Source organism: Parashewanella sp. 2210YD4-3, assembly GCF_056591735.1.
Map to the genome: position 1 here is coordinate 1 of NZ_JBWQOG010000019.1, position 23,901 is coordinate 23,901.

Sequence of the window (23,901 nt, forward strand, 5' to 3'; positions counted from 1 at the left end):
CTCTGGCATGCTACGCGGGTTGGTAGTGTGCAACTAACTAATCGAATTTCCTTAAGCTAACGCCATACCCGCGAAGGCGGGTATCCAGTGACTCGTATGTAGCAAACAAGCATCTTTAAAAAACAATATTCTGTTGACTCTTTCAACAAAAAAACAATCCCCAGCAGGATTGCTGGAATTACTCAACATTCTCAAATACGGAGAAAGCACGTGTTTCCAAAAGCGAAATATCTCATTGCTGTAGGAATAGCAATTGTCGCAACAGCGAGTTTTTCATCAATTGCATTAACTCCAACCCCACAAATGATCGAGCAATTCAAACAATTGCCGAAATCTGAACAGTTGAAGTTAGCCAAACAATACGGCGTAGATATTTCAAGTCTTACTGGTGGTTCTAAATTAAACCGTAATGATAACAATGACTTTGATACACCAATTGTAAAGCCGAGAACAGCTTACTTTGATGCTGATTCAATTCAAGATTGTAGCGCCATCGGCTCTAGCTCATTTGTATCAACAAAACATAAAAAGAATACGATAAAAAATAGTCAAAGAGATTATCAAAATTATAAGGCTACCAATGGTCAATTCGGCCATCCTGATCAAAATGGTGCTTTAAATAGCCAAAGTGGAACCATGAATAGTCAAAATGGTATCCTAAATAACATAAACAATAATGGGCAGCAGAATACAAATTTGCAGCCTACGCCTGAAAATCAACCAAATATCATTTGTAAAACCACAATTTCTGGTAGTCAGTACTTTATTGATAATATTGGAAAAAAATACACGTTAAATAACTTTGGGACATTAACCTTAGCCAAAGTTGATGGTGAGCAACAAAAAACAAAGAAACCGCTTCAAATTTTCGGTTTAGATATGTTTGCAGGCGAGCCAACCACTTTTGCTCCTATCTCAGATGTACCCGTTCCATCTGAATATATGGTTGGCCCAGGCGATACCATCAATGTTCAAACTTATGGTAAAGAAAGCGATAACTTTGAGCTTGTTGTACAACGCAATGGTACGGTTCAATTACCGCAAGTAGGGCCAATCTCAATCGTAGGCCTAAGCTTTGCAGAAGCTAAAAAACTCATCAAAGATAAAATTAAGTCTTCAACGATTGGTGTAGAGTCAAGTGTCACACTAGGTCAGCTTCGTTCTATTCGTATTTTTATTGCCGGCGAAGCCTATAAGCCAGGCAGTTATACAGTATCGAGTTTGTCTACAATCACACAGGCGTTATATGTCTCTGGTGGTATTAGCAATATTGGCTCCTTGCGTAACATCGAGTTAAAAAGGGCGGGCAAGCTAGTTGGAAAGCTAGATTTATACGACCTATTGATGCGTGGTGATTCATCCTCAGACTTGCGTTTACAATCTGGTGATGTTGTCTTCATTCCCGCAGCTAAAGCCTATGTCAGTGTTGATGGTGATGTTCGTCGCCCTGCTATTTATGAGCTAAAGAAAGGTGAAAATTTCGCAGATGCCATCAAGATGGCAAGTGGCCTTAAAGCAAAAGCATTTGCAAAAGCCATTTCTGTAGAGCGATTTAATAAAAATCACCTCAAAACCGTTCTTTCAGTAGATTACACTACAGCGCAAGGTCGTCGTCAAATCGTGAAAGATGGTGACTACATTACAGTAAGTTCTTCTTCGGATCGTCTTGAAAATTCAGTTGAAGTTGCTGGTGCTGCAACACGTCCAGGTCAATTTCAGTGGACGAAAGGAATGCGAATTTCAGATATCTTCCATTCTGTTCGTTCAGATTTAAGCAAAGAGGCTGATTTAACTTATGCCGTAGTGCTTAGAGCAATCAATGAGCAAGATGAAGTTGAGGTTCTTCAATTTTCGTTGAACAAAGCTATTAATTTTAATGGTTCAAAAGATAATTTAGCGCTAGAGCCTAGAGATAAAATTGTCGTATTTAAAGATGATGAACGTCAAATTGCACTATTGCCAATCATCCAGCAATTGAAAAAACAAACCCATTTGGGTGAGATGGCTAAACTGGTCGAGGTAAATGGTTCAGTTCGGTACCCTGGTGTTTATCCTCTGGTAGAGAATGGTTCTGTAAGAGACTTATTAACAGCTGCTGGTGGGTTGCAAGAAGGTAGTTATACCTTATCGGCTGAACTTACCCGCCAACAAATTGATCCAATTAAAGGCGCGAAAATCATCCATAAAGAATTGAATCTGAATGAGGTATTGCACGTAAACCACAATTCACTGAAACTTCAATCTCGTGATGTAATTTCTGTTCGCAAACTGCCTGATTGGCAGCAAACACGTTGGGTAAGCATAAAAGGTGAAGTACGTTTTCCTGGTACTTACAGTATTCAACGTGGAGAAACGCTTAAAAACGTAATCACTAGAGCAGGCGGGTTAACACCTAATGCCTTCACCTACGGCTCGATTTTTCTTCGTGAATCAATCAAAGAGAAAGAACAAGAGCAGGTAAGAACGCTGGCTGATGAATTGAGACGTGAAATTGCAGCCAAAGCGTTAACCAAAGATGGAACAACGATCAGCTATCAAGACTCACAGCAATTGCTTGATCAATTGCAAAATATCGAGGTTGTAGGGCGCTTAAGTATCGATTTATCCGCTATTTTAGGAGATATCAAATCAGCAGATATTGAACTAGAAGCAAATGACGAACTTTACATTCCATCAAAGAATCAAACTGTATCAGTGATGGGACAAGTACAGTACCCGAGTACACATAGGTTTATTAAAGGTGAAACCTTTGAAGAATACCTAAGCATGGCTGGCGGTGCTCGTAAGCGTGCAGACGAAGGTAGAAGCTATATCCTAAGGGCTAATGGTTCAGTGGTTATTCCAGATTCAGGCTTCCTGAGTGCAGGCACTCGAATGATGCCAGGTGATACCATTATTGTTCCGTTAGATACCGAATACAAAGATACACTAACGCTATGGCAGCAAGTCACAAGTGTGATTTACAACAGCGCTGTAGCCATTGCATCGATTGCTCGAATAAATAATTAATATTGAATCTATGCGATGTCGTTCCTGCGAAGGCAGGAAACGAAGTAACGATAGTTTTGTATGTCAGTAACCCAGTGCCTATATAGCTCGATTGTCATACCCGCGAAGGCGGGTATCTAGAGACTGTTTATAGATAGCTTGCAATATACTCATAGCTAGGATGGCTGATGCCATGTATTGTTCTCGATATACTCGAGTCATACCCACGTGGGTCTAATGCTGTATGTTTAAGCTATTTTTCGTCTCTCCTGCGTAGGCAGGAGTCTAGAGACTTTAGTAAAATCACTGGGTAACTGCCTTCGCAGGGACTATATATTGTCCTTAACCGATCAGACTTTCGCTAAGGCAGATATCCAGGGACTTTAGTACGAACTACCTAATTTAGCTAAACCAACCAACAGAAACTATATGACTCAAAATACGCCAACACCACAGCTGCCGACTAATTATGTATCCGACGATGAAATTGATTTAAAAGAACTTTTTAGTGCTATCAGGCAAGGGAAGTGGTTAATCACTAGCATCACAACAGTGTTTGCTATTGGTGCCGTAATCATTGCTTTAATACTTCCAAATATTTATAAATCAGAAGCTTTATTGTCTCCTGTAAGCGAACAAAAAGGAGGCGGATTATCAGCATTAGCAGGACAATTCGGTGGTTTAGCGAGTTTAGCAGGTATTAACTTGGGTGGGAGCAAAGGCGATAAAATCCAACTTGCTATCGAAATTTTAAAGTCCCGAGAATTTACAAGTAAATTCATTCAGAAGCATAATATCTTGCCTGAGTTAATGGCTGTAGATAAGTGGGATAGTGCAACAAATGCAATATCCTACGATTCAGAAAAGTATGTAGCAGAAAATAAAAAATGGGTTCGTAAAATTAAAGCGCCTTTTAAGGCTGAACCATCTATGCAAGAAGCATATAAAGAATGGCAAAAAATATTCTCAGTTAATCAAGATAAAAAGACCAATTTGGTAAGTGTTTCAGTTGAGCATCAGTCTCCGTACATCGCTCAGCAATGGGTAAAATGGTTAGTCGCTGACATTAACTTAGCAATGAAAACACGTGATGTAAAAGAAGCAAACAAAAGTATTAGCTTCCTAGAAAAACAAATCAATCAAACAAAAGTTTCTGACTTAAGAAGCACTCTATTTAAGCTTATCGAAGAACAAACCAAAACAATCATGTTTGCAGATGTTCGTGACGAATATGTATTTGCTACAGTAGATCCTGCATTAGTACCAGAAGAAAAAGCAAAACCTAAGAGAGCATTAATTTGCATTTTAGGAACCCTTTTAGGAGGAATGCTTGGTGTTGCTATTGTGTTGATTAGACATGCTTTTAATAAAAAAGACTGATTTTATAGGCCTATTGGGACGGTTTTCAAGAAAACCGTAAAAGCTAGGGTTTATAAGGGATAGCGAAGAATTAGCTGTCTCAAAATAGAATAAAAGTGTCTCAGGCATGACTGAATGTCTGAGATTGAAAAGTGAATAAATTCAATTTTTCGAGCAAATTGTATGCTCAAAATCAGGTCAAAATAATGAAAAAAAGGAAAGTTCTTACCGTTTTTGGTACTCGACCAGAAGCCATTAAAATGGCTCCTCTTGTTCACGCATTAGCAGCCGATGAGCGATTTGATGCGAAATGTTGTGTAACTGCCCAGCATCGTGAAATGCTTGACCAAGTCTTAGAACTTTTCGAAATCACGCCTGATTATGACCTAAATTTGATGAAAGCAGGTCAATCATTAAATGATGTAACCTCACGAATCATTCAAGAGCTCAAACCGGTACTTCAAGAGTTTAGGCCTGATGTAGTGCTTGTGCATGGAGATACCGCAACAACCTTTGCAGCAAGTCTTGCCGCTTACTACGAACAAATTGAAGTGGGTCATGTTGAAGCTGGACTTCGTACTGGTAATATATACTCTCCATGGCCTGAAGAAGCCAACCGCAGATTGACCGGTGTATTGACCAAGTATCACTTCGCACCTACAGAAACATCAAAGCAGAATTTACTCAAAGAAAATTTTGTCCCTGAGAATATCATTATTACAGGCAATACAGTCATTGACGCATTGCTGATGGTCAAAGATAAAATTGCTACAGATGAAGATTTAAAGAAAACTCTAGCCTCGCAATTTCCTTTTTTAGATGAAAATAAGAAATTAATATTAGTGACAGGGCATCGCCGTGAAAGTTTTGGTGGTGGTTTTGAGCGCATTTGTGAAGCTTTAGCTCAAACTGCGAAAGCACATCCAGAATCACAAATTCTTTATCCGATGCATCTAAATCCAAATGTACGTGAACCAGTAAATCGTATCTTGGGTGGTATAAAAAACATCCATTTAATCGAACCTCAACAGTATTTACCGTTTATATATTTAATGAGTCGCGCTTACATTATTTTGACTGATTCAGGTGGAATTCAAGAAGAGGCTCCATCATTAGGTAAGCCTGTATTAGTGATGAGAGACACAACTGAACGCCCTGAGGCCGTCGAAGCAGGCACAGTAAAATTAGTTGGTACTGATGTTTATGAAATCACGAAAAAAATCGACGAATTACTGACCGACACTGAAGCCTATCAATTAATGAGCTTTGCACATAATCCATATGGTGATGGTAAAGCATGTCAGAAAATTTTGAACGAATTAGTTAAATAAGATTTAGGAATAGAAATGTCATTTGAAACAATTTCAGTAATTGGTCTAGGTTATATCGGACTGCCTACTGCAGCGATGTTTGCTTCACGCAAAAAGAAAGTTATCGGGGTAGATGTGAATCAGCATGCGGTAGACACTATCAACCAAGGTAAGATACACATTGTTGAACCTGATTTGGATATGATAGTACATGCTGCGGTAACAGAAGGGTATTTAAAAGCGGTCACATCACCAGAAGCTGCGGATGCATTTTTAATCGCGGTACCAACTCCTTTTAAGCCTTGCGATGAAGGCGCGATACCAGAACCTGATTTAAGCTACATTCAATCCGCGTGTAATGGTATAGCACCTGTGCTTAAAAAAGGTGATTTAGTTATCCTAGAGTCAACTTCGCCAATTGGCGCTTCAGAGCAAGTTGCTGAGTGGTTGGCGGAGGCTCGTTCCGATTTATCTTTTCCACAACAAGTGGGTGAAAATGCAGATGTTAATGTCGCCCATTGCCCTGAGCGTGTATTGCCTGGTCATGTAGTACGTGAGTTAGTAGAAAACGATCGCGTAATTGGTGGTATGTCAGATAAATGCTCAGAGCGTTCTGTTGAGCTTTACAAAACATTTGTTCAAGGTGACTGTGTAATAACAAATGCAAGAACTGCTGAAATGGCGAAGCTCACTGAAAATAGTTGTCGTGATGTACAAATCGCATTTGCGAATGAGCTTTCAATCATTTGTGATAAATTAGATATTGATGTTTGGGAGTTGATATCTTTAGCTAATCGCCACCCTCGTATTAATATACTGCAACCTGGACCAGGAGTCGGTGGTCACTGCATTGCAGTAGACCCTTGGTTCATTGTTTCTAAAACACCAGAAGAAGCTCAATTAATCCATACAGCTCGTAAAGTTAATGATTCAAAACCTGAGTGGGTTATTAATAAAACAAAATTAGCAGTCGCAGCACATCTTCAATCTAATCCTGATAAAACTGCGAGAGAGATAACTATTGCATGTTATGGACTTGCATTTAAACCGGATATTGATGATTTAAGAGAAAGTCCTGCTATGCAGATAGTTAGTGATTTGGCTGATTACCATTCAGGGAGGCTAATTGTTGTTGAGCCAAATGTTTCAGTGCTGCCCATCAAAAATTCCAATATCGACTTAGTGGACATTGATATTGCAACAAATGAAGCTGATATTCATTTGATGTTAGTTGATCATAAAGAGTTTAAAGAGTTTACATTAGATAAAGGCAGCATCATTGATACAAAAGGTATTTGGAAATGAAAATCTTAGTCACAGGCGGCGCAGGCTTTATTGGATCCGCAGTAGTACGTCATATCATCAATAATACTCAAGATAGCGTCATCAATGTTGATAAATTAACCTACGCTGGCAACCTTGAATCATTGAGCACTATAGAAAATAATGAACGATATGCTTTCGAACAAGTTGATATTTGCGACCGCGCTGAATTGGATAGAATGTTCAAACATTACCGTCCAGACGCCGTAATGCATTTAGCGGCTGAATCACATGTTGACCGTTCGATCACTGGCCCATCGGATTTTATTCAAACTAACATCGTTGGTACTTATACCCTTCTTGAAGCGACACGTGAGTATTGGAATACGTTGACAGAAGACGCGAAAATTTCATTTCGCTTTCATCATATCTCAACCGATGAAGTCTATGGTGATTTACCGCATCCTGATGAAGTAACTGATGCAGAAGAACTGCCTCTGTTCACAGAAACAACATCATACGAACCAAGCAGCCCATACTCAGCATCAAAAGCTTCTAGCGATCACTTGGTCAGAGCATGGTTACGCACTTATGGTTTACCTACAATAGTGACCAATTGTTCGAACAATTACGGTCCTTTTCACTTTCCTGAAAAATTGATCCCATTAGTGATCCTAAATGCACTAGAAGGTAAACCTTTACCTATCTACGGTAAAGGAGATCAAATTCGCGACTGGTTATATGTCGATGATCATGCGCGAGCTCTTTATAAAGTCGTTACCGAAGGTCAAGTTGGTGAAACCTATAATATCGGTGGTCACAACGAAAAACAAAACCTAGAAGTAGTTAAAACAATATGCAGCATACTTGACTCGTTAGTGCCTAAAGACTCGCTATACGCTGAGCAAATAACCTACGTTACAGATAGACCGGGTCATGACCGAAGGTATGCTATAGACGCAACGAAAATGAGCAATGAACTCAATTGGACACCAGAAGAAACTTTTGAAACAGGCTTACGTAAAACCATTGAATGGTACCTTGATAACCACACATGGTGCCAAAATGTACAAGATGGAAGTTATCAGAGAGAGCGTTTGGGTATAGAGGGATAAAATAATGAAAGGTATAGTATTAGCAGGTGGTTCGGGAACACGCTTATATCCATTAACGCGTGGTACTTCCAAGCAGATGCTACCTATCTATGATAAGCCAATGATCTATTACCCAATATCTACATTAATGTTGACAGGCATTAGGGACATTCTGATAATTACAACACCAGAAGATCAAGCAGGATTCAAACGATTACTAGGTGATGGAACTGATTTTGGAATTAACTTAGAGTTTGCAGTACAGCCGAGTCCGGATGGGCTAGCACAAGCATTCATTATTGGAGAGGACTTTATTGGTGATGATTCAGTTTGCTTAGTGTTAGGTGATAATATCTTTTACGGGCAATCATTCAGTACGCAACTATTGAATGCCGCAGAAAAAACGAAAAAAGGTTTAGCAACAGTATTTGGTTACCAAGTTAAAGATCCTGAGCGTTTTGGAGTAATTGAATTTGATGCAAATATGAAAGCAGTATCAATCGAAGAGAAACCTACAAATCCAAAATCTAACTACGCTGTTACAGGGCTTTATTTCTACGATAATCGTGTGGTTGATATCGCTAAAACGGTTAAGCCTTCTCAACGTGGAGAGTTAGAAATCACTACTTTGAATGAAATGTATTTAAATGATAATTCCTTAAATGTTGAGCTATTAGGTCGTGGTTTCGCTTGGTTAGACACAGGCACACATGAAAGCTTGCATGAAGCATCGTCATTTGTACAAACAATAGAAAATGTACAAGGGCTAAAAGTGGCCTGTTTAGAAGAAATTGCATTTCGTAATGCATGGCTTAGCTTGGATCAAATACAAAAAATTGCAAAACCAATGCTTAAAAATGAATATGGCAAGTACCTATCAAAATTGGTTGCAGGCTAATTAGTATGCGGATTCTAATCACTGGTAAAAATGGACAAGTAGGTCAATGTTTGGTTCAGCAATTTGATAATATGGCTAATGTAACATTTTTAGCATTAGGGCGAGACAAACTTGATATAACCAATTTCGTTGAAGCTGAACAGGTAGTTGCTGACTTTAAACCTGATGTAATCATTAATGCCGGCGCCTATACTGCTGTTGACAAAGCCGAACAAGAATATGAATTAGCTTTTGCTATAAATCGTGATGGCCCTAAAAATTTAGCAATAATAGCAAATCAGAGCAATGCCATTCTGCTTCACATTTCAACCGATTATGTTTTTTCAGGTGACAAAGCTGGACTTTATGTTGAGATCGATACTACAAACCCAAATGGTATATATGGGAAAAGTAAACTTGAAGGTGAAAAAGCAATACAGCAGAATTGCGATAGGCACATAATTTTAAGAACTGCGTGGGTTTTTGGTGAACACGGAAATAATTTTGTAAAAACAATGCTTCGCTTAGCTAGCTCTAGGGATTCATTAACAGTCGTTTCCGACCAGTTTGGCGGACCTACATATGCTGGAGACATTGCTAAAGCTCTTATCCAAATTGCAAGCCATAGCTTAAAAAGTAATACTGGGTTTGGACTCTATCATTATTCAGGTTTTCCATATGTTAACTGGTGTCAGTTTGCAGAAGAAATAATGCAGCATGCATTTGAACAAGATATTCTCACTCATTCTGTTACGGTTAACCCGATAAAAACAGAGCAGTACCCAACTCCAGCCAAACGTCCCAAAAATTCACGTTTAAATTGCGATAAAATAAATAAAGCTTTTGGGGTTGAGCAAAGCGATTGGCAATCAGCGCTTACGAGAATAAAAGAGTACCAAAAATGAAAGTAATTGATACAAAAATTCCTGATGTAAAAATTATAGAGCCAACAGTATTTGGTGATGAGCGTGGTTTCTTTATGGAAACATGGAATCAAAAACAATTTGAAGAGCTTGTAACAGGAAAACCAACTAGTTTCGTACAGGATAATCATTCTAAATCGAAGAAAGGTATTTTAAGAGGGCTTCATTACCAAACTGAGAATACACAAGGTAAGTTAGTTCGAGTTGTATCTGGTGAAGTTTTTGATGTCGCAGTTGATATTCGAAAAGGCTCGCCAACTTTTGGACAATGGGTTGGGGTATATTTATCTGCAGAAAATAAACGTCAATTGTGGGTTCCTGAAGGCTTTGCTCATGGTTTTTATGTGATTACTGATAAAGCTGAGTTTTTGTATAAGTGTACAGATTACTACAATCCAGAAGAAGAACAATCAATTATTTGGAATGATCCAGAGCTTAGTATTGAATGGCCAATAGTTGGGCAGCCAGTTTTGTCTGAAAAAGATTCAAAGGGGACATGTTTTTTGAGGTGTAAAAAACTGTGAAAATGTATGTGCTGTTAGTGTCGTTTTATCCTAAATATAAAGAGAGAGCTATAAGAGAAATACATAACCTTATAACCTCCATCGATAAAAGCTGTGAACTTGTGGTTGTAAATAATAATTCATTAAATGAGCATAAGGTTCTAGGTGTAAAATACAAAGAAATTAGAGGCAGTAATAGAGATTGGGAGTTTTCTGCTTGGGATGAAGGTATCAAATTTATAACAGATAACCTTGGTGCTAAGTCTAATGATAAAGTAATATTTGCAAATGACACATTTTGTCACCATCGGTACTGGAATTATTTTTCAAGATTAGCATTTTTAAATGCCTTTTCTAGGCATGAGTTAAATGATTTTGTAGGGCATGTTAACCAGAAAAATAAAAATCTGACTATCGATGGTTTTATATGCAAACGATGGGTTTCCAGTTATTTATTTATGGCGTCAATTAAGACTGTGAATCGAATTGGTGGCGTTAACTCAGCAGGGAAGTCTTTTTCAGTGAATGATATTCAGGTCGAACATAATGAGATAATAGTAGCTAAAGCTAGTGTTGATATGAATAATCATTTATCAAACTGGTTCTTCCCGGAAGATGGTAAGTCAGGTTGGTATAACAAAGAAAGCAATACTGCGTTAATTAAAGATAAAGTTAAAGCAGTTTTGAACGAGAAATTGTTAACTGCTCGTTGTCAAGATGATTTAACTTCATCAATAATAAATGTCTATGGAGGGGGGCGAGGAAAATTACTTTTTTTGCTAAATATAATATATGGTAAGATGATAAAAGAAATTAGGAAGATTTATGAGGCGTGATATCATATTATCAATGTTGGCTCAAATTTTAAAATACACTTCTAATTTAATTATTTTGCCTCTGCTTCTTGTACATTTAACTAGTGAGGAAGTTGGTTTTTGGTATCTTCTTGTATCATTTCAATATGTTATGATTTTACTGGACATGGGTTTTAATTCCAATATGTCAAGAAATATTGCATTATCTTTTAGTGGAGTTAGGAAGCTAAAAGAAAAGGGAGTTGATACTCGTAGTAACAAAATAACTGTGAATCATAAATTACTTTATTCTGTATTGATTACATCAAAATTGATTTATTTGTTAGTGTCCATTTTGATTGTTTTTGTGGTTTTTTTAATAGATAAGTTATATTTAAATAAAATTCTTGCTTCCAACTCAAATGTTGTTGTAAGCAATGTTTTGGTCTATTATATTTCACTTGTTCTTTGTGCATATTTTTCTTGGTGTTCCAGTTTTTTAATTGGTGCAAATCTTGTCAGAAAGAATCAACTCGCTTACATAATACAAAGTTGTGTGTTTTTGATTTTTACATTTTTATTTTTAACATATACTTCTAAAAGATTAGATGGTTTAATATGGGCATATTTTATTTCAATATTTTTCTTTAGAGCATATTGTTTTTATTGTGTAAAAAAATGCTTAAATGTACTTGGTAAACAAAAGAAAGTTTACTTTTCTAATATCAGATATGTCATGATGCGCTCTTTTCGTAATGTGTTTAGAACGTTTGTTGTTTCGCTAGGTGCTTTTTTAAGTAATAGATATCTTTTTTTTGCGATCATACCAACTCTAGGTTTGTCAGTTTCTTCAAGTTACGCAGTTACATTACAATTTTTAACTGCTCTTGTTGCATTTTCTATTCTTCCTGTTCAGGTGTTCATTCCAAAGCTTATAATGTGTAGGGCAAAATCTAATATTAATAAATTCAGAAAATATGTGATGAATTTATATATGTTCTACATTTTATCATGTGCATTAGGTTTTTTTGTTTTTTTGCTTGCTTCTGAAAGGATATTGATGTTATTAGCGAGTGATACGAATATACTCAGCGGTTCTGAGTTGTATCTTCTTTTTGTCTTTCTTTTTTTGGAAGGTATACATGTTATTGCTGCGACAATAATAACAACAAATAATGAAGTTCCATATATGACGTCGAGTATAATAACTGGTTTGCTTGTTGTAACTCTGGCTACTATATGTAGCTTAAAAGGTGGTTCGCTAGTGCTATTCCTCACTATTCAATTTATCTGTAACTTAGCTTATAATAATTGGAAGTGGCCATTATATTTATTTAAGTCAATTCGTTCTATGAGGGATGGCGATAATGCTATTGTATCCTAGGCGTGCATATGTAATTTTGTTATCAGTTTTTCTCATTGTGTTATATCCTTTGAGAATGCTAACTTTGTTCTTTTATGAAGGATCATTTCAGTTTGTTAAGTTTGGATTAGCTGTTGATTTTTCGAATATTAACTATTTATTATTGATTTTTTTTGTTTCAGCACTTTTTTCTATTGCTTTATTTTTACCAACCTCAATGCGAATAAATAAAATAGATAAAGACTTGGCGATTGTTCAGGTTTTATTTTATACAATATTTATCTTTCAGTTAATAATTATAGCTAATAATTTTGGTGAACAGTCCAATGTTGGTGGTGAACAGTCTTTGTATATGAAGATATTAATGTTTTTCACATACTCAATACTACCTTTTCAACTTGTTTTTTTTATTATTACTTTGTTTGAAACGAGATCTAGAAAAATAATATTTTATTCACTTGTTTTTTTACTACCTCCATTGCTAATGTCTAGTAAAGCTGGGTTTATATTGTGTCTTCTTAATTTTATATTTATTAGGCTTTTGAAGAAACAGCCAATATTTAACTTGAAAGTATTTTTATTATTATTAATTGTTATTTTTATTTTTCCGTTTTTGATGATCTTGAGTACATACTTAAGAACGGAACAGTCAGATTTTATTAATTATTTTTTATCTTCTTGGCACATTCTTTTTCAACAGTCCAGTTTTATTTTTGATTATGGTATGCTTCTGATATCACGAAGAGTATCTGGTATTGATGTTCTTATGATACCCAATGTTGATTCTACTCTCTTTTCTATCAGTTCCATTAGTTTATATCTACTAAAAGGAATTATTACAGCTTTTGTAGTAGACACTTCTTTAGGAGGATCATCCGTAGGTATAGGGAGAAGTTTCGCAATAGAGTATCTTGGACAAAATTCGGCCATAAATAATGGATATGAGGTAACTCTTTTTGGAAGCTTACATTTCTCGGAAAATCCATTAATTCTGATGGTTATTTATTTTTCGGTTATTTTATTTCAAATAATTTTGTTTCGACGAGTTAAAGGTAGTTGGTTTGATAAGATTATGCTTTTATATTTGTTTTTTAGCATATGCCAAGTAACAATGAACGGTACTGTATTATTACTTACTCAAAATATTCGCGTCTGGATTGTTAGTGCTTTTTTGATTTGGTTTTTAAAATATATCATTTTCACAAATAAGAGGAGTTGAATAAGGTGAGAATTGCTTATATAACTGAGCGAGATTTTGGTGGTGAATTGAATGGTGCTTCTCAAAGAGATTTAAGGCTGCTAAAAGTTCTTAAAAGTTTTAGTGATGTAGATTTATTTTATCATGATACATCTAAATTAAGTAAGCTTTCTATGTTTTATTGCTCAAAAAAGATAAAGGACTCTAGATTAAATATTCAAAATTTTTCAAGTCATGACTTAGTTATTGTCAGCACGTTTGCAATGAGTCCATATATAAATGAATATTCAAAGTTGCATTGTAATTTAGTTTTTTATCTTTGTGATTCATTATTTCATATCAATAAAAGTGCAACTGTTTTTAAGCATAAACTTATCTCATATGCTTTGTTGTTCAAGGAAAAAAAATTATTAAATTCAAAGTGTGCATATTTGGGGCGTGATGAAATTAACGCTATCCCTAAGGAGTTTCGATGTAATACTATGATTTTTCCATTTTTTATTGATAAGCATGAAAGTTTATTTAAAGTTGACGGAGATGTTCTTTTTGTTGGTGATTTTAATTTTTTGCCCAATAAAGTAGCATTTAATGAAATTGTTAAACTTGCATTGTCTCAACCAAATCTTAATTTCAGAGTATGTGGTAAAAATGTTCCAGTAAGAAAAGATATTGTAAATTTGAAATGCCAAGAATATTTACCTTCGATTAATGATGTTTATAGAAATGTTCGTGCTTTAATTTATCCTATTTCGTTTGGTACAGGTGTAAAGAATAAGGTGATAGAGGCAATGTCATTTGGCATCCCCGTTATAGGTTTTTCTGGTGCGTTTACCAATTTGAATATAAGCCTGAAATTATCAGAGCTTATAATTTCTGACTTGTCAGGCATTTCGCTTGCTTTAGAAAAAGATTTAACAAGTTATTCAATCGAAGCACACGACTTTGTAAGCTCTGAACTTTGTTTTAATAAAGCAAAGAAAAAAATTTATAATGAATTAACTAACATTTGTAATTGAAAAAGGTGTGTGATTATTATTTATCAACGGTGTATAGTATGACGAAATCAACCTTACTAGTTGGACGAATTCCACCTCCTATTGGTGGTGTTACAGTATTTATCTCAAGATTCAGAGATAAATGTATTAAAGATGGCGAAGAAGTTGATATGTTCCCATCTAAATCTCTCAATGATGTTTCAACTGTTTTTAAATTGTTGTTCGGAGGTTATGACCGAGTCGTTATTAACAGTACTTCTTTACCATTACTTATTTTTTTTTATTTGTGTGGAGCATTTAGTAAAGTAGAGTTCATTGATCATAATCATTCAAGACGTTTTACACCAAATAGGAGAACTGCTCTCCGTCTTTACTTGCTTAATAAAGCAAGTAAAATTATGGTGGTCAGCGAACATTTAAAGTTTAATTATCCGGTAAAATTTGATAATAAAATAACTGAAATCAGTCCTTTTATTAAACCGACAGATATCGAAGTAAATGATGCCATTAAAGCTTTACCAAGTTATGTGTCTGATTTTATACAAACCAAAAATAAAATTTTTTTAATATCAGCTTGGAAGTATATATTTGAAAATAATGTTGATCTATACGGATTGAAACGTACATGTAATATACTTTCACAAATTTTATTAGACCACCCAGAAGCAGGTTTAATAATTGCAATCGGTGATTCTAAACATAACTATCAAAAAGTAGCCGCGCTTCTCGATGAAATTAAAGAAATCGATAATATTATTTTTTGGGATCGAAGTATATCAACTTGGATCGTTTTTTCTGAAAAAGTTATTTATCTTAGGCCTACAAGTACTGATGGTAATAGCATATCGATACATGAGGCTTTATTTTACAAAGCGAAAGTTTTAGCTAGTAATGTAGTTGACAGACCCAATGGCTGCGAAATATTTGATTATTATTGCGACATTGACTACAGAAAAAAATTATTAAATTATTTGAGATGATATCAATATGCAACAAGTTCTTCAAAATCTTGCGAATGGTGAAACTTCTCTTGTAGAAATCCCATGCCCAAGCGCAAGAGATGGCCATGTGTTGATTCAAACTAGTAACACTCTAGTATCAGCTGGTACCGAAAGGATGCTTATCGATTTTGGTAAAGCTAATTTTATCGATAAAGCTCGTCAACAACCCGATAAAGTAAAAATGGTTCTAGGCAAGATCAAAACTGATGGTCTGATGCCTACAATCGAAGCTGTTAAATCTAAATTAGATCAACCTTTGCCCTTGGGTTATTGTAACGTAGGCTCTGTCATTGACAGCGGTGAAACGGGTTATGATGTGGGTACAAGAGTTGTCTCCAATGGTAACCACGCAGAAGTAGTACGAGTATCAAAAAATTTATGCGCTAAAGTACCTGATAATGTTGACGATGAATCTGCTTCTTTTACTGTTCTGGGAGCCATTGGCCTGCAAGGTGTTCGGTTAATTAAGCCGACTCTAGGTGAGTGTATAGTTGTAACAGGCCTTGGCTTGATTGGTCTTATTACTGTTCAATTACTTCGTGCTAATGGTTGTCGTGTTTTAGGTATTGATTTTGATTCAGCAAAATGTGAATTAGCACGTAAGCTTGGTGCAGAAACTGTTGATCTTTCTAAAGGTGAAGATGCTCTCAAAATTGCTGAAGCATTTTCTCGTGGTCGAGGGGTTGATGGAGTAATTATTACCGCATCAACAAAAAGTAGTGAGCCATTGAGTCAAGCAGCAACAATGTGTAGGCAAAGAGGCCGTATAGTACTTGTTGGCGTTATTGGTCAGGAAATTTCACGTGCAGACTTTTTTGCAAAAGAATTAACCTTTCAAGTATCTTGTTCTTATGGACCTGGCCGATATGATGCTGAATATGAGGATAAAGGTAATGATTATCCTGTAGGCTTTGTTCGATGGACTGAGCAGAGAAACTTTGAAGCTGTACTTGATATGATGGCATCTGGTGCTTTAGATGTAAAATCACTAATCACTCATAGATTTTCTATTGATGATGCTTTGGCTGCTTATCAATGCTTAGATGATCGTTCTTCATTGGGGATTGTTTTGAATTACCCAAATAAGAGCGAAAAGGAGCTAACTGCAAGATCAGTTATCTTGACTGACACACAAAATCATACTCCTTCTTCTGCTGTCTGTGCATTTATTGGTGCAGGCAATTATGCGTCTCGTGTATTAATGCCCGCTTTTAAAAGCGCTGGTGCTATTTTTGATACAGTAGTAACTAGTGCAGGTATGAGTGCAGTGCATCATGGGACAAAACAAGGTTTTACCAAAGCATCAACAAATTATGATGATGTTTTAGCTGATACTGAAATTGACACAGTTGTGATTGCAACACAGCATAATTTACATGCTCAGCAAACAGTTAGTGCAATTAAAGCTGGCAAAAACGTCTTTGTAGAAAAACCTCTAGCGTTGTATGAATCTGAAATCGATCTCATTGAAAAAACATACAATGAAAGTGAGAAAAAACCTAAAGTGATGGTGGGTTATAACCGACGTTTTGCTCCTCATGTTATTAAGATGAAACAGTTATTATCTGCTACTAAAGGCCCAAAAACTTTTATTATGACAATGAATGCTGGTGATATACCTGCTGATCATTGGACTCAAGATGCATCGATAGGTGGCGGTCGAATCATTGGTGAGGCATGCCATTACATTGATTTAATGCGTCATCTAGCTGGGGCAAAAATCACTGGTTTCAGTGCAATTTGCTTAGGTGATGCTCCTGGCATCGCAATAAGAGAAGATAAAGCCAGTATTACACTTTCATTTGAAGATGGCTCTATTGGTACTATTCATTACTTTGCTAATGGTGGTAAAGATTTTCCAAAAGAGCGTATAGAAGTTTTTGCTAATGATGCTGTTTTACAACTTGATAATTTTAGAAAGTTGATCGGTTTCGGTTGGAAAGGCTTTAACAAAATGAAGTTATCTAGCCAAGATAAAGGTCAGAAATCTTGCTCTAATGCCTTTGTTGAGAGTATTAAAAAAGGTGTAGAGTCACCAATTAGCTTTAATGAAATCATTGAAGTTGCTCGTATTTCATGTCAAATAGCCGAGCTTTTAAGAAAGTAAATACGCTTTAAAGGAAATTAGGGGCTTAGGCCCCTTTTTTAATTAATGAATAAAATTTTACAACTCTACCATACCCTCAAATATCTGAAGCCAGTTCAGTTTAGCAATCGTATTGTAAGAAAATTTACAAAAATAAAGTTTACCGATCCAACTTTACAAATAAATGAAACCAATGAAGGCTGGGTTTCATTTCCGATCTTGAAATCGTGCTATCAAGGTGAAGGGCGTTTTAGTTTTTTGAATGTGGTTGATACAATAAGTGAATGGAATGATGAGACAAAGACCAAGTTATGGCTTTATAATCTCCATTATTTTGATGATTTGAACCAAAGTGACTGGCAAAACAGAACTAAAATCCATAATAGTTTGATCACTACATGGATAGAACAAAACTCACCGATGGTTGGTAACGGTTGGGAACCTTATACTATTTCACTGAGAACCGTAAACTGGATCAAGTGGTTTTTAGCAGGAAACGAACCCAAAAAAGAGTGGTTAGATAGTTTATCGTTGCAAGTACAAGCTCTTGAGCAGCAGTTAGAGTATCACTTACTTGGTAATCATCTGTTTGCTAATGCTAAAGCGCTTGTGTTTGCAGGTTGTTTTTTCAAAGGTGAATTAGCAGACACTTGGTTAGAGTCTGGTATGTCCATTCTTGAAAAAGAAATTCCTGAACAAATCTTAGCGGATGGTGGTAACTTCGAGCTTACTCCGATGTATCACAATATCGTTCTTGCAGATCTGCTTGACTTGTATCATTTGAGCCTTGTTTACTCCAATAATATTCCTTCAAGTACTAGAAAGTATTGGCGAAAAATTATCGACAGAATGTTATCTTGGGCCGAACTAATGAAACATCCAGATAATGATGTTTCATTTTTCAATGATTCGACTATGTGCGTTGCACCTAAGTTAGACGTAATTAAATTGTATGCCCAAAAACTTAATATAAAGCTTCCTAAGCTAGATGATTCAAAAGTCGTATCACTAGAAGAAAGTGGCTATGTCATCATTCAAGATTTTGCGAATAAGCTAATTATTGATGCTGCAAAAGTTGGTCCTGATTATATTCCTGGGCATGCGCACGCTGACACGCTCTCTTTTGAACTCAGTATCGATGGTTACCGTCTATTTGTGAATAGTGGTATCTCAATGTATGGGCTTGGAAAAGAAAGACTTAGGCAACGAAAAACTGCATCCCACAATACAGTGGTTGTTGAGAATCAAGATTCATCAGAAGTTTGGAGTGGTTTTAGAGTTGCTAGGCGTGCGTATCCAAGTAAGCCGATAATAGCAAATAATGATGGAGTTATCAGTGTTGAATGTTCACATGATGGGTATATGCGGTTACCTGGTAAGGTAACTCATATACGAAAATGGCAATTAGAAAAGACTACATTGACCATATTCGACACACTTACTGGTAATTTCAATTCAGCACAAAGTCATTTCCATCTTCATCCTGATATTCTAATTTGCCAGCAAGAAGAGTCAGGGCAAGTTTTGGTGAAATTACCTAATGATGTGAAGTACTTGATTAGTGCTGTAGGTGCTGATATTGACGTTAGTGATTGCACATGGCATCCAGAGTTTGGTCTATCCATCGCGAATAAAAAGCTGATATTTAATTTTAATCAGAATGAAGTTAAATTCATTCTTAAACGAGTGTAGTTATGCATATTCTTTTTCTTACCGATAACTTTCCACCTGAAGGAAATGCTCCTGCAACGAGAACATATGAGCATGCTCTTAGATGGGTCAAATCTGGACATAAAGTGACGATAATTACCTGTGCTCCGAATTTTCCTGAAGGACAGGTGTTTGATGGGTATAAAAATCGTTGGTATCAAAAAGAAGATATGGATGGTATTGATGTCGTTCGTGTGAAAACATATATCACAGCAAACGAAGGGTTTGTAAAACGTATCCTAGATTATATGTCTTTCATGGTTTCAGCTTTTATTTCAGGTTTTTTTCAGAAAAAGCCTGATGTCATCGTAGCAACATCACCTCAATTTTTCTGTGCTTGTGCTGGCTGGGCTTTGTCTGCAGTACGAAGAAAACCATTTGTTTTTGAACTTCGTGATATTTGGCCAGCATCCATTACTGCTGTTGGTGCTATGAAGGATAGTATTGTTATTCGAATCTTAGAAAAAATTGAGTTGTTCTTATACAGAAGAGCAGACACTATCGTTTCAGTGACCCATGCTTTTAAAAACGAACTGGTTGAACGTGGAGTTGACGGTAATAAAATTGAAGTTGTTTTAAATGGTGTAGATCTAACGAAGTATGAACCAACTCTTTCTAAAGACTCTGAATTTGCAGAGATGTATGGTTTAACTGATAAATTTGTTGCAGGCTATATTGGAACTCATGGAATGGCTCATGGTTTAGAGCATATTGTAGATGTGGCTGAGCGATTACAAAAATATGACAATATTCGCGTTGTGTTTGCAGGTGGTGGTGCAGCACGGAAAAAAGTAGTAGATCTTGTAGTCCAAAAACAGCTATGTAATGTGGTACTTATTGAGCGTCAGCCTAAAGAGATGATGCCGAAGTTATGGTCACTTTGTGATGTGTCATTAGTTCCACTGGTTAACAATGATCTGTTTAAAACCGTTATACCTTCCAAAATTTTTGAATGTATGGGAATGGGGATACCATCTATCGTGAGTGTTCCTGAAGGTGAGGCAACTTCAATTATCCGTGATACTAATTCAGGCTTAGTTGTTGAGAGTGAAAGTGCAGGACAAATTGTTGATGCAATTTTAAAACTACATAATGACAAAGGCTTATATGCTCATATTCGTAATAAAAGCATAGAGTCTGCAGTAGCATTTAGTAGAGATATGAAGGCGGCTGATATGGAGTCAGTTTTCGAAAAGCACATTCAATTAGTTTCAAAACGTGACAGCATGGAATAGATTTATAGTTTATAGCTAGTTTCAACCCCATTTAGTTGTTTTACTTTCCAGTAATTCTTTCTTATGTGTGATGAGAAAGAAATGACTACTGATATTGAAATATTTTAACATATCTAGACTATGTGTTTAATTCTGTTCAATAATTAGTGAATTTTAAAGCTGGAATAAGAAAGTAAAAATATGGGTAAAATGATTACACTAGCTTCTATAAAGTTTTGAGGCTCCGAATATCACGAAGTCTGGCATAGTTATGTAGAGCAATGCTTTATGGCAGTATATCGATTTTTTATTAAGGAATAAATATGATCCTACCTGTAATAATGGCTGGCGGCTCAGGGTCGCGTTTATGGCCTCTTTCGCGTCAACAGTTTCCAAAACAATTACTTACTCTTCTGGGTGAAAACTCAATGTTGCAAACAACAGCGAAGCGACTAGATGGAATTAACCATTTGCCATCACTCGTTATTTGTAATGAAGAACATCGTTTTTCAGTTGCAGAGCAGTTTCGTTCAAGTGGGCTTAAATCTAGTGGAATTATATTGGAACCAGTAGGTCGAAATACTGCACCGGCTATTGCTTTAGCTGCAATGCAAGCCTTAAATAACGGTGATGATCCAATACTGCTAGTGTTAGCTGCCGATCACGTTATTAAAAATGAAAAAGCATTTTGTTTATCGATCGAACAAGCTGTGCCATTTGCAGAAGCAAATAATCTGGTAACTTTTGGTATTGTCCCAACGACGCCAGAGACAGGTTATGGATATATTAAGCGTGGTGACGTACAAGGGGAAAATAAAGGCTTTACTGTTGCTGAGTTCGTGGAGAAGCCAAATTTGGTAACAGCCAAACAATATCTTCAGAGCGGCGAATACTACTGGAATAGTGGAATGTTCTTATTTAAAGCCAGCGCATATTTAAATGAGCTTAAAAAGTACAGTCCTGCCATGTACAGTGCTTGCGAACAAGCAATGACGAATACTCAAGTAGATCTAGATTTCATTCGTATTGATAAAGAGACATTTGAAACCTGTCCTGATGATTCTATTGATTACGCTGTAATGGAAAAAACAACTCAAGCAGTTGTTGTTCCAATGGATTGTGGTTGGAGCGATGTTGGAAGTTGGTCTGCACTTTGGGACGTATCGGATAAAGACGAAGATGGTAACGCTTGTCTTGGCGATGTGATTAATGTTAACTCTCGAAACACTTATGTTCATGCTTCAGAAAAATTGGTAGCAACGATTGGCTTAGATGATGTTGTCGTAGTCGAAACTAAAGACGCTATTTTGGTTGCTAAACAATCTGAAGTACAAAGTGTTAAACAAATTGTAGAGCAATTGAAATCTGAAGAGAGAAGTGAGTGGAAACATCACCGCGAAGTATATCGCCCTTGGGGAAAGTACGACTCTATTGACAATGGTGATAGATTCCAAGTTAAGCGCATTACAGTTAAGCCTGGTGAAAAGCTTTCTATTCAAATGCATCATCATCGAGCTGAACATTGGATTGTAGTTACTGGAACAGCCAAAGTTGCTAATGGTGACAAAGAAATTTTGTTGACTGAAAACCAATCTACATATATTCCAGTTGGAGTTATCCACGCACTAGAGAATCCAGGAAAGGTACCTCTTGAGTTAATTGAAGTCCAATCTGGCTCGTATCTAGGTGAAGACGATATTGTAAGGTTTGAAGACAGATATGGTAGGTTAGACAAATGAGTTTATCAACCGTATCAACAGTCATAAAAAATAGTGGTGTAGCCTTTGGCACTAGTGGTGCCAGAGGCTTAGTGAGTGATTTTACACCGGAAGTATGCGAGGCATTCACTGCTGCCTTTATTCAGGTGATGAAGCAAGATTTTATTTTCAATAAGATTTCTATCGCAATCGATAATCGACCTAGTAGTCCTTTTATAGCAGCGGCATGTATTGCAGCTGCTAAATCAGCATCGATTGAAGTCGATTATTATGGTGTTATTCCAACACCAGCTTTAGCCGTTACCTCTATGGCTGATAACATTCCGGCTATTATGGTAACAGGCAGCCATATACCGTTTGATCGAAATGGACTTAAATTTTATCGACCTGACGGTGAAATTAGCAAATTTGATGAATTAGCTATTCTATCTGCTGATATGCAATTACCAAAACTCGAATTATTAGCACTGCCACAAGTTTCTGAACGTGCTTCTCAGGCATATTTAACACGTTATCTTGATTTGTTTGGTAATAATCTACTTACAGGAAAGCGAATTGGAATTTATGAGCACTCTAGCGCTGGTCGTGATTTGTACACTAGTTTATTCGAACAGCTAGGTGCAACCGTAGTCAGTCTAGGTCGCAGTGACAGTTTTGTTCCTATTGATACAGAAGCAGTTGGGCAAGCTGACATCATGATGGCTCAAGCTTGGCAACAAGAACACGATTTAGATGCATTGTTTTCAACAGATGGTGACGGCGATAGACCATTATTATCAGATGAAACCGGTACATATTTACGGGGTGATATACTTTGTTTACTTGCAGCTCAAAGTTTAAATACCGAAGCTCTAGTAGTACCTGTTAGCTGTAATTCAGCTATTGAAGCATGTAATATGTTTAAGCACGTTCAGCGTACTAAAATTGGTTCTCCTTATGTTATTGCAGAGTTTGATAATTTAAAAACAAATCACTCTTGTGTGGCAGGTTTTGAGGCAAATGGCGGTTTTTTACTTGGTTCGGACATTGAAGTCAATGGTGTGGCGCTATCAGCATTACCAACGCGAGATGCACTTCTACCCGTTTTAGCGGTGCTTGCCATGGCAGGTGATCAGCCTATATCAAGTTTAGTTAAGGCACTTCCTGCAATTTATACTGCCAGCGATCGAATTCAAAATTTTGAACGTGAAAAAAGTTTGGCAATTATTGAGCAGGGAATTAAAGATCCTAAGTTGTTGTTAACCCGAATAGGTTTATCGGAATTCGAAGTTGCGAATATCGATTGTACGGATGGTTTGCGTATCACACTGAGTAATAGTGAAGTTGTTCATTTACGACCATCCGGTAATGCACCTGAACTTCGTTGCTATACGGAATCAAATACCATTGAAAGAGCCAAATATCTTGTCGACCTCGTACTGGATAAAATTGAAAGTGTCCATTAGTCAGGCCTATTGGGTTGATTTTTCTTTTTGATAACAATCAATTCGTTAAGGAAGTGGTGA

General features: G+C 36.4%; 18 protein-coding genes. All 18 read left to right on the plus strand.

The annotated features are described in order from the left end of the window. Positions 1-234: 234 nt before the first annotated feature. The 18 genes from AC1EU0_RS18795 (at position 235) to AC1EU0_RS18880 (ending at position 23,841) form a co-directional block, all read left to right on the plus strand. Complete coding sequence (locus AC1EU0_RS18795) at positions 235-3,009, plus strand: SLBB domain-containing protein (protein WP_480304332.1); 2,775 nt, start codon at positions 235-237, stop codon at positions 3,007-3,009. A 408-nt stretch (positions 3,010-3,417) separates the two neighbouring features. Beyond that, positions 3,418-4,368 (plus strand): Wzz/FepE/Etk N-terminal domain-containing protein, encoded by a 951-nt coding sequence (locus AC1EU0_RS18800; RefSeq protein WP_480304294.1) that lies wholly within the window; start codon positions 3,418-3,420, stop codon positions 4,366-4,368. A 185-nt stretch (positions 4,369-4,553) separates the two neighbouring features. Further along, entirely contained in the window at positions 4,554-5,678 is a 1,125-nt protein-coding gene (gene wecB, locus AC1EU0_RS18805) for a non-hydrolyzing UDP-N-acetylglucosamine 2-epimerase (protein ID WP_480304296.1), read from the plus strand. Positions 5,679-5,693: 15 nt separating this feature from the next. Next, positions 5,694-6,962 carry a UDP-N-acetyl-D-mannosamine dehydrogenase gene (gene wecC / locus AC1EU0_RS18810; protein WP_480304298.1) on the plus strand — a complete coding sequence of 423 codons (1,269 nt, stop codon included), beginning with the start codon at positions 5,694-5,696 and terminating at the stop codon, positions 6,960-6,962. Next, positions 6,959-8,035 carry a dTDP-glucose 4,6-dehydratase gene (gene rfbB / locus AC1EU0_RS18815; protein ID WP_480304300.1) on the plus strand — a complete coding sequence of 359 codons (1,077 nt, stop codon included), beginning with the start codon at positions 6,959-6,961 and terminating at the stop codon, positions 8,033-8,035. Before wecC ends, rfbB begins: the two co-directional genes overlap by 4 nt. Before the next feature lie 4 nt (positions 8,036-8,039). Continuing rightward, on the plus strand, positions 8,040-8,912 hold the full coding sequence (rfbA, locus tag AC1EU0_RS18820; RefSeq protein ID WP_480304302.1) for a glucose-1-phosphate thymidylyltransferase RfbA: 873 nt from the start codon (positions 8,040-8,042) through the stop codon (positions 8,910-8,912). A gap of 5 nt (positions 8,913-8,917) precedes the next feature. Then, on the plus strand, positions 8,918-9,796 hold the full coding sequence (gene rfbD, locus AC1EU0_RS18825) for a dTDP-4-dehydrorhamnose reductase (protein ID WP_480304304.1): 879 nt from the start codon (positions 8,918-8,920) through the stop codon (positions 9,794-9,796). Then, entirely contained in the window at positions 9,793-10,338 is a 546-nt protein-coding gene (rfbC, locus tag AC1EU0_RS18830) for a dTDP-4-dehydrorhamnose 3,5-epimerase (RefSeq protein ID WP_480304306.1), read from the plus strand. Before rfbD ends, rfbC begins: the two co-directional genes overlap by 4 nt. 17 nt (positions 10,339-10,355) lie before the next feature. Continuing rightward, positions 10,356-11,153 (plus strand): hypothetical protein, encoded by a 798-nt coding sequence (locus AC1EU0_RS18835; protein ID WP_480304308.1) that lies wholly within the window; start codon positions 10,356-10,358, stop codon positions 11,151-11,153. Beyond that, positions 11,143-12,495, plus strand: coding sequence for a hypothetical protein (locus AC1EU0_RS18840; RefSeq protein WP_480304310.1), 1,353 nt, complete (start codon positions 11,143-11,145; stop codon positions 12,493-12,495). Before AC1EU0_RS18835 ends, AC1EU0_RS18840 begins: the two co-directional genes overlap by 11 nt. After that, positions 12,479-13,693, plus strand: coding sequence for a hypothetical protein (locus tag AC1EU0_RS18845; RefSeq protein WP_480304312.1), 1,215 nt, complete (start codon positions 12,479-12,481; stop codon positions 13,691-13,693). The genes AC1EU0_RS18840 and AC1EU0_RS18845 overlap by 17 nt, the downstream gene beginning before the upstream one ends. 5 nt (positions 13,694-13,698) lie before the next feature. Then, complete coding sequence (locus AC1EU0_RS18850) at positions 13,699-14,688, plus strand: glycosyltransferase (RefSeq protein ID WP_480304314.1); 990 nt, start codon at positions 13,699-13,701, stop codon at positions 14,686-14,688. Between the two features lie 38 nt (positions 14,689-14,726). Further along, positions 14,727-15,647, plus strand: a complete 921-nt coding sequence (locus tag AC1EU0_RS18855) for a hypothetical protein (RefSeq protein WP_480304315.1) — start codon at positions 14,727-14,729, stop codon at positions 15,645-15,647. A gap of 7 nt (positions 15,648-15,654) precedes the next feature. Then, complete coding sequence (locus AC1EU0_RS18860; protein ID WP_480304317.1) at positions 15,655-17,775, plus strand: bi-domain-containing oxidoreductase; 2,121 nt, start codon at positions 15,655-15,657, stop codon at positions 17,773-17,775. Positions 17,776-17,820: 45 nt separating this feature from the next. Further along, the gene (locus tag AC1EU0_RS18865; protein ID WP_480304319.1) at positions 17,821-19,446 is read left to right on the plus strand and encodes a heparinase II/III family protein; all 1,626 of its coding nucleotides are present in this window, start codon (positions 17,821-17,823) and stop codon (positions 19,444-19,446) included. Between the two features lie 2 nt (positions 19,447-19,448). Next, the gene (locus tag AC1EU0_RS18870) at positions 19,449-20,699 is read left to right on the plus strand and encodes a glycosyltransferase family 4 protein (protein WP_480304321.1); all 1,251 of its coding nucleotides are present in this window, start codon (positions 19,449-19,451) and stop codon (positions 20,697-20,699) included. A 302-nt stretch (positions 20,700-21,001) separates the two neighbouring features. Next, complete coding sequence (locus tag AC1EU0_RS18875) at positions 21,002-22,417, plus strand: mannose-1-phosphate guanylyltransferase/mannose-6-phosphate isomerase (RefSeq protein ID WP_480304323.1); 1,416 nt, start codon at positions 21,002-21,004, stop codon at positions 22,415-22,417. Further along, positions 22,414-23,841, plus strand: coding sequence for a phosphomannomutase (locus AC1EU0_RS18880; RefSeq protein WP_480304324.1), 1,428 nt, complete (start codon positions 22,414-22,416; stop codon positions 23,839-23,841). The genes AC1EU0_RS18875 and AC1EU0_RS18880 overlap by 4 nt, the downstream gene beginning before the upstream one ends. Positions 23,842-23,901 lie beyond the last annotated feature (60 nt).

Coding starts and splice junctions, on each gene's coding strand:
- AC1EU0_RS18800 (WP_480304294.1), top strand. CDS start 3,418: ATGACTCAAAATACGCCAACACCACAGCTGCCGACTAATTATGTATCC.
- wecB (WP_480304296.1), top strand. CDS start 4,554: ATGAAAAAAAGGAAAGTTCTTACCGTTTTTGGTACTCGACCAGAAGCC.
- wecC (WP_480304298.1), top strand. CDS start 5,694: ATGTCATTTGAAACAATTTCAGTAATTGGTCTAGGTTATATCGGACTG.
- rfbB (WP_480304300.1), top strand. CDS start 6,959: ATGAAAATCTTAGTCACAGGCGGCGCAGGCTTTATTGGATCCGCAGTA.
- rfbA (WP_480304302.1), top strand. CDS start 8,040: ATGAAAGGTATAGTATTAGCAGGTGGTTCGGGAACACGCTTATATCCA.
- rfbD (WP_480304304.1), top strand. CDS start 8,918: ATGCGGATTCTAATCACTGGTAAAAATGGACAAGTAGGTCAATGTTTG.
- rfbC (WP_480304306.1), top strand. CDS start 9,793: ATGAAAGTAATTGATACAAAAATTCCTGATGTAAAAATTATAGAGCCA.
- AC1EU0_RS18840 (WP_480304310.1), top strand. CDS start 11,143: ATGAGGCGTGATATCATATTATCAATGTTGGCTCAAATTTTAAAATAC.
- AC1EU0_RS18845 (WP_480304312.1), top strand. CDS start 12,479: ATGCTATTGTATCCTAGGCGTGCATATGTAATTTTGTTATCAGTTTTT.
- AC1EU0_RS18855 (WP_480304315.1), top strand. CDS start 14,727: ATGACGAAATCAACCTTACTAGTTGGACGAATTCCACCTCCTATTGGT.
- AC1EU0_RS18860 (WP_480304317.1), top strand. CDS start 15,655: ATGCAACAAGTTCTTCAAAATCTTGCGAATGGTGAAACTTCTCTTGTA.
- AC1EU0_RS18865 (WP_480304319.1), top strand. CDS start 17,821: ATGAATAAAATTTTACAACTCTACCATACCCTCAAATATCTGAAGCCA.
- AC1EU0_RS18870 (WP_480304321.1), top strand. CDS start 19,449: ATGCATATTCTTTTTCTTACCGATAACTTTCCACCTGAAGGAAATGCT.
- AC1EU0_RS18875 (WP_480304323.1), top strand. CDS start 21,002: ATGATCCTACCTGTAATAATGGCTGGCGGCTCAGGGTCGCGTTTATGG.
- AC1EU0_RS18880 (WP_480304324.1), top strand. CDS start 22,414: ATGAGTTTATCAACCGTATCAACAGTCATAAAAAATAGTGGTGTAGCC.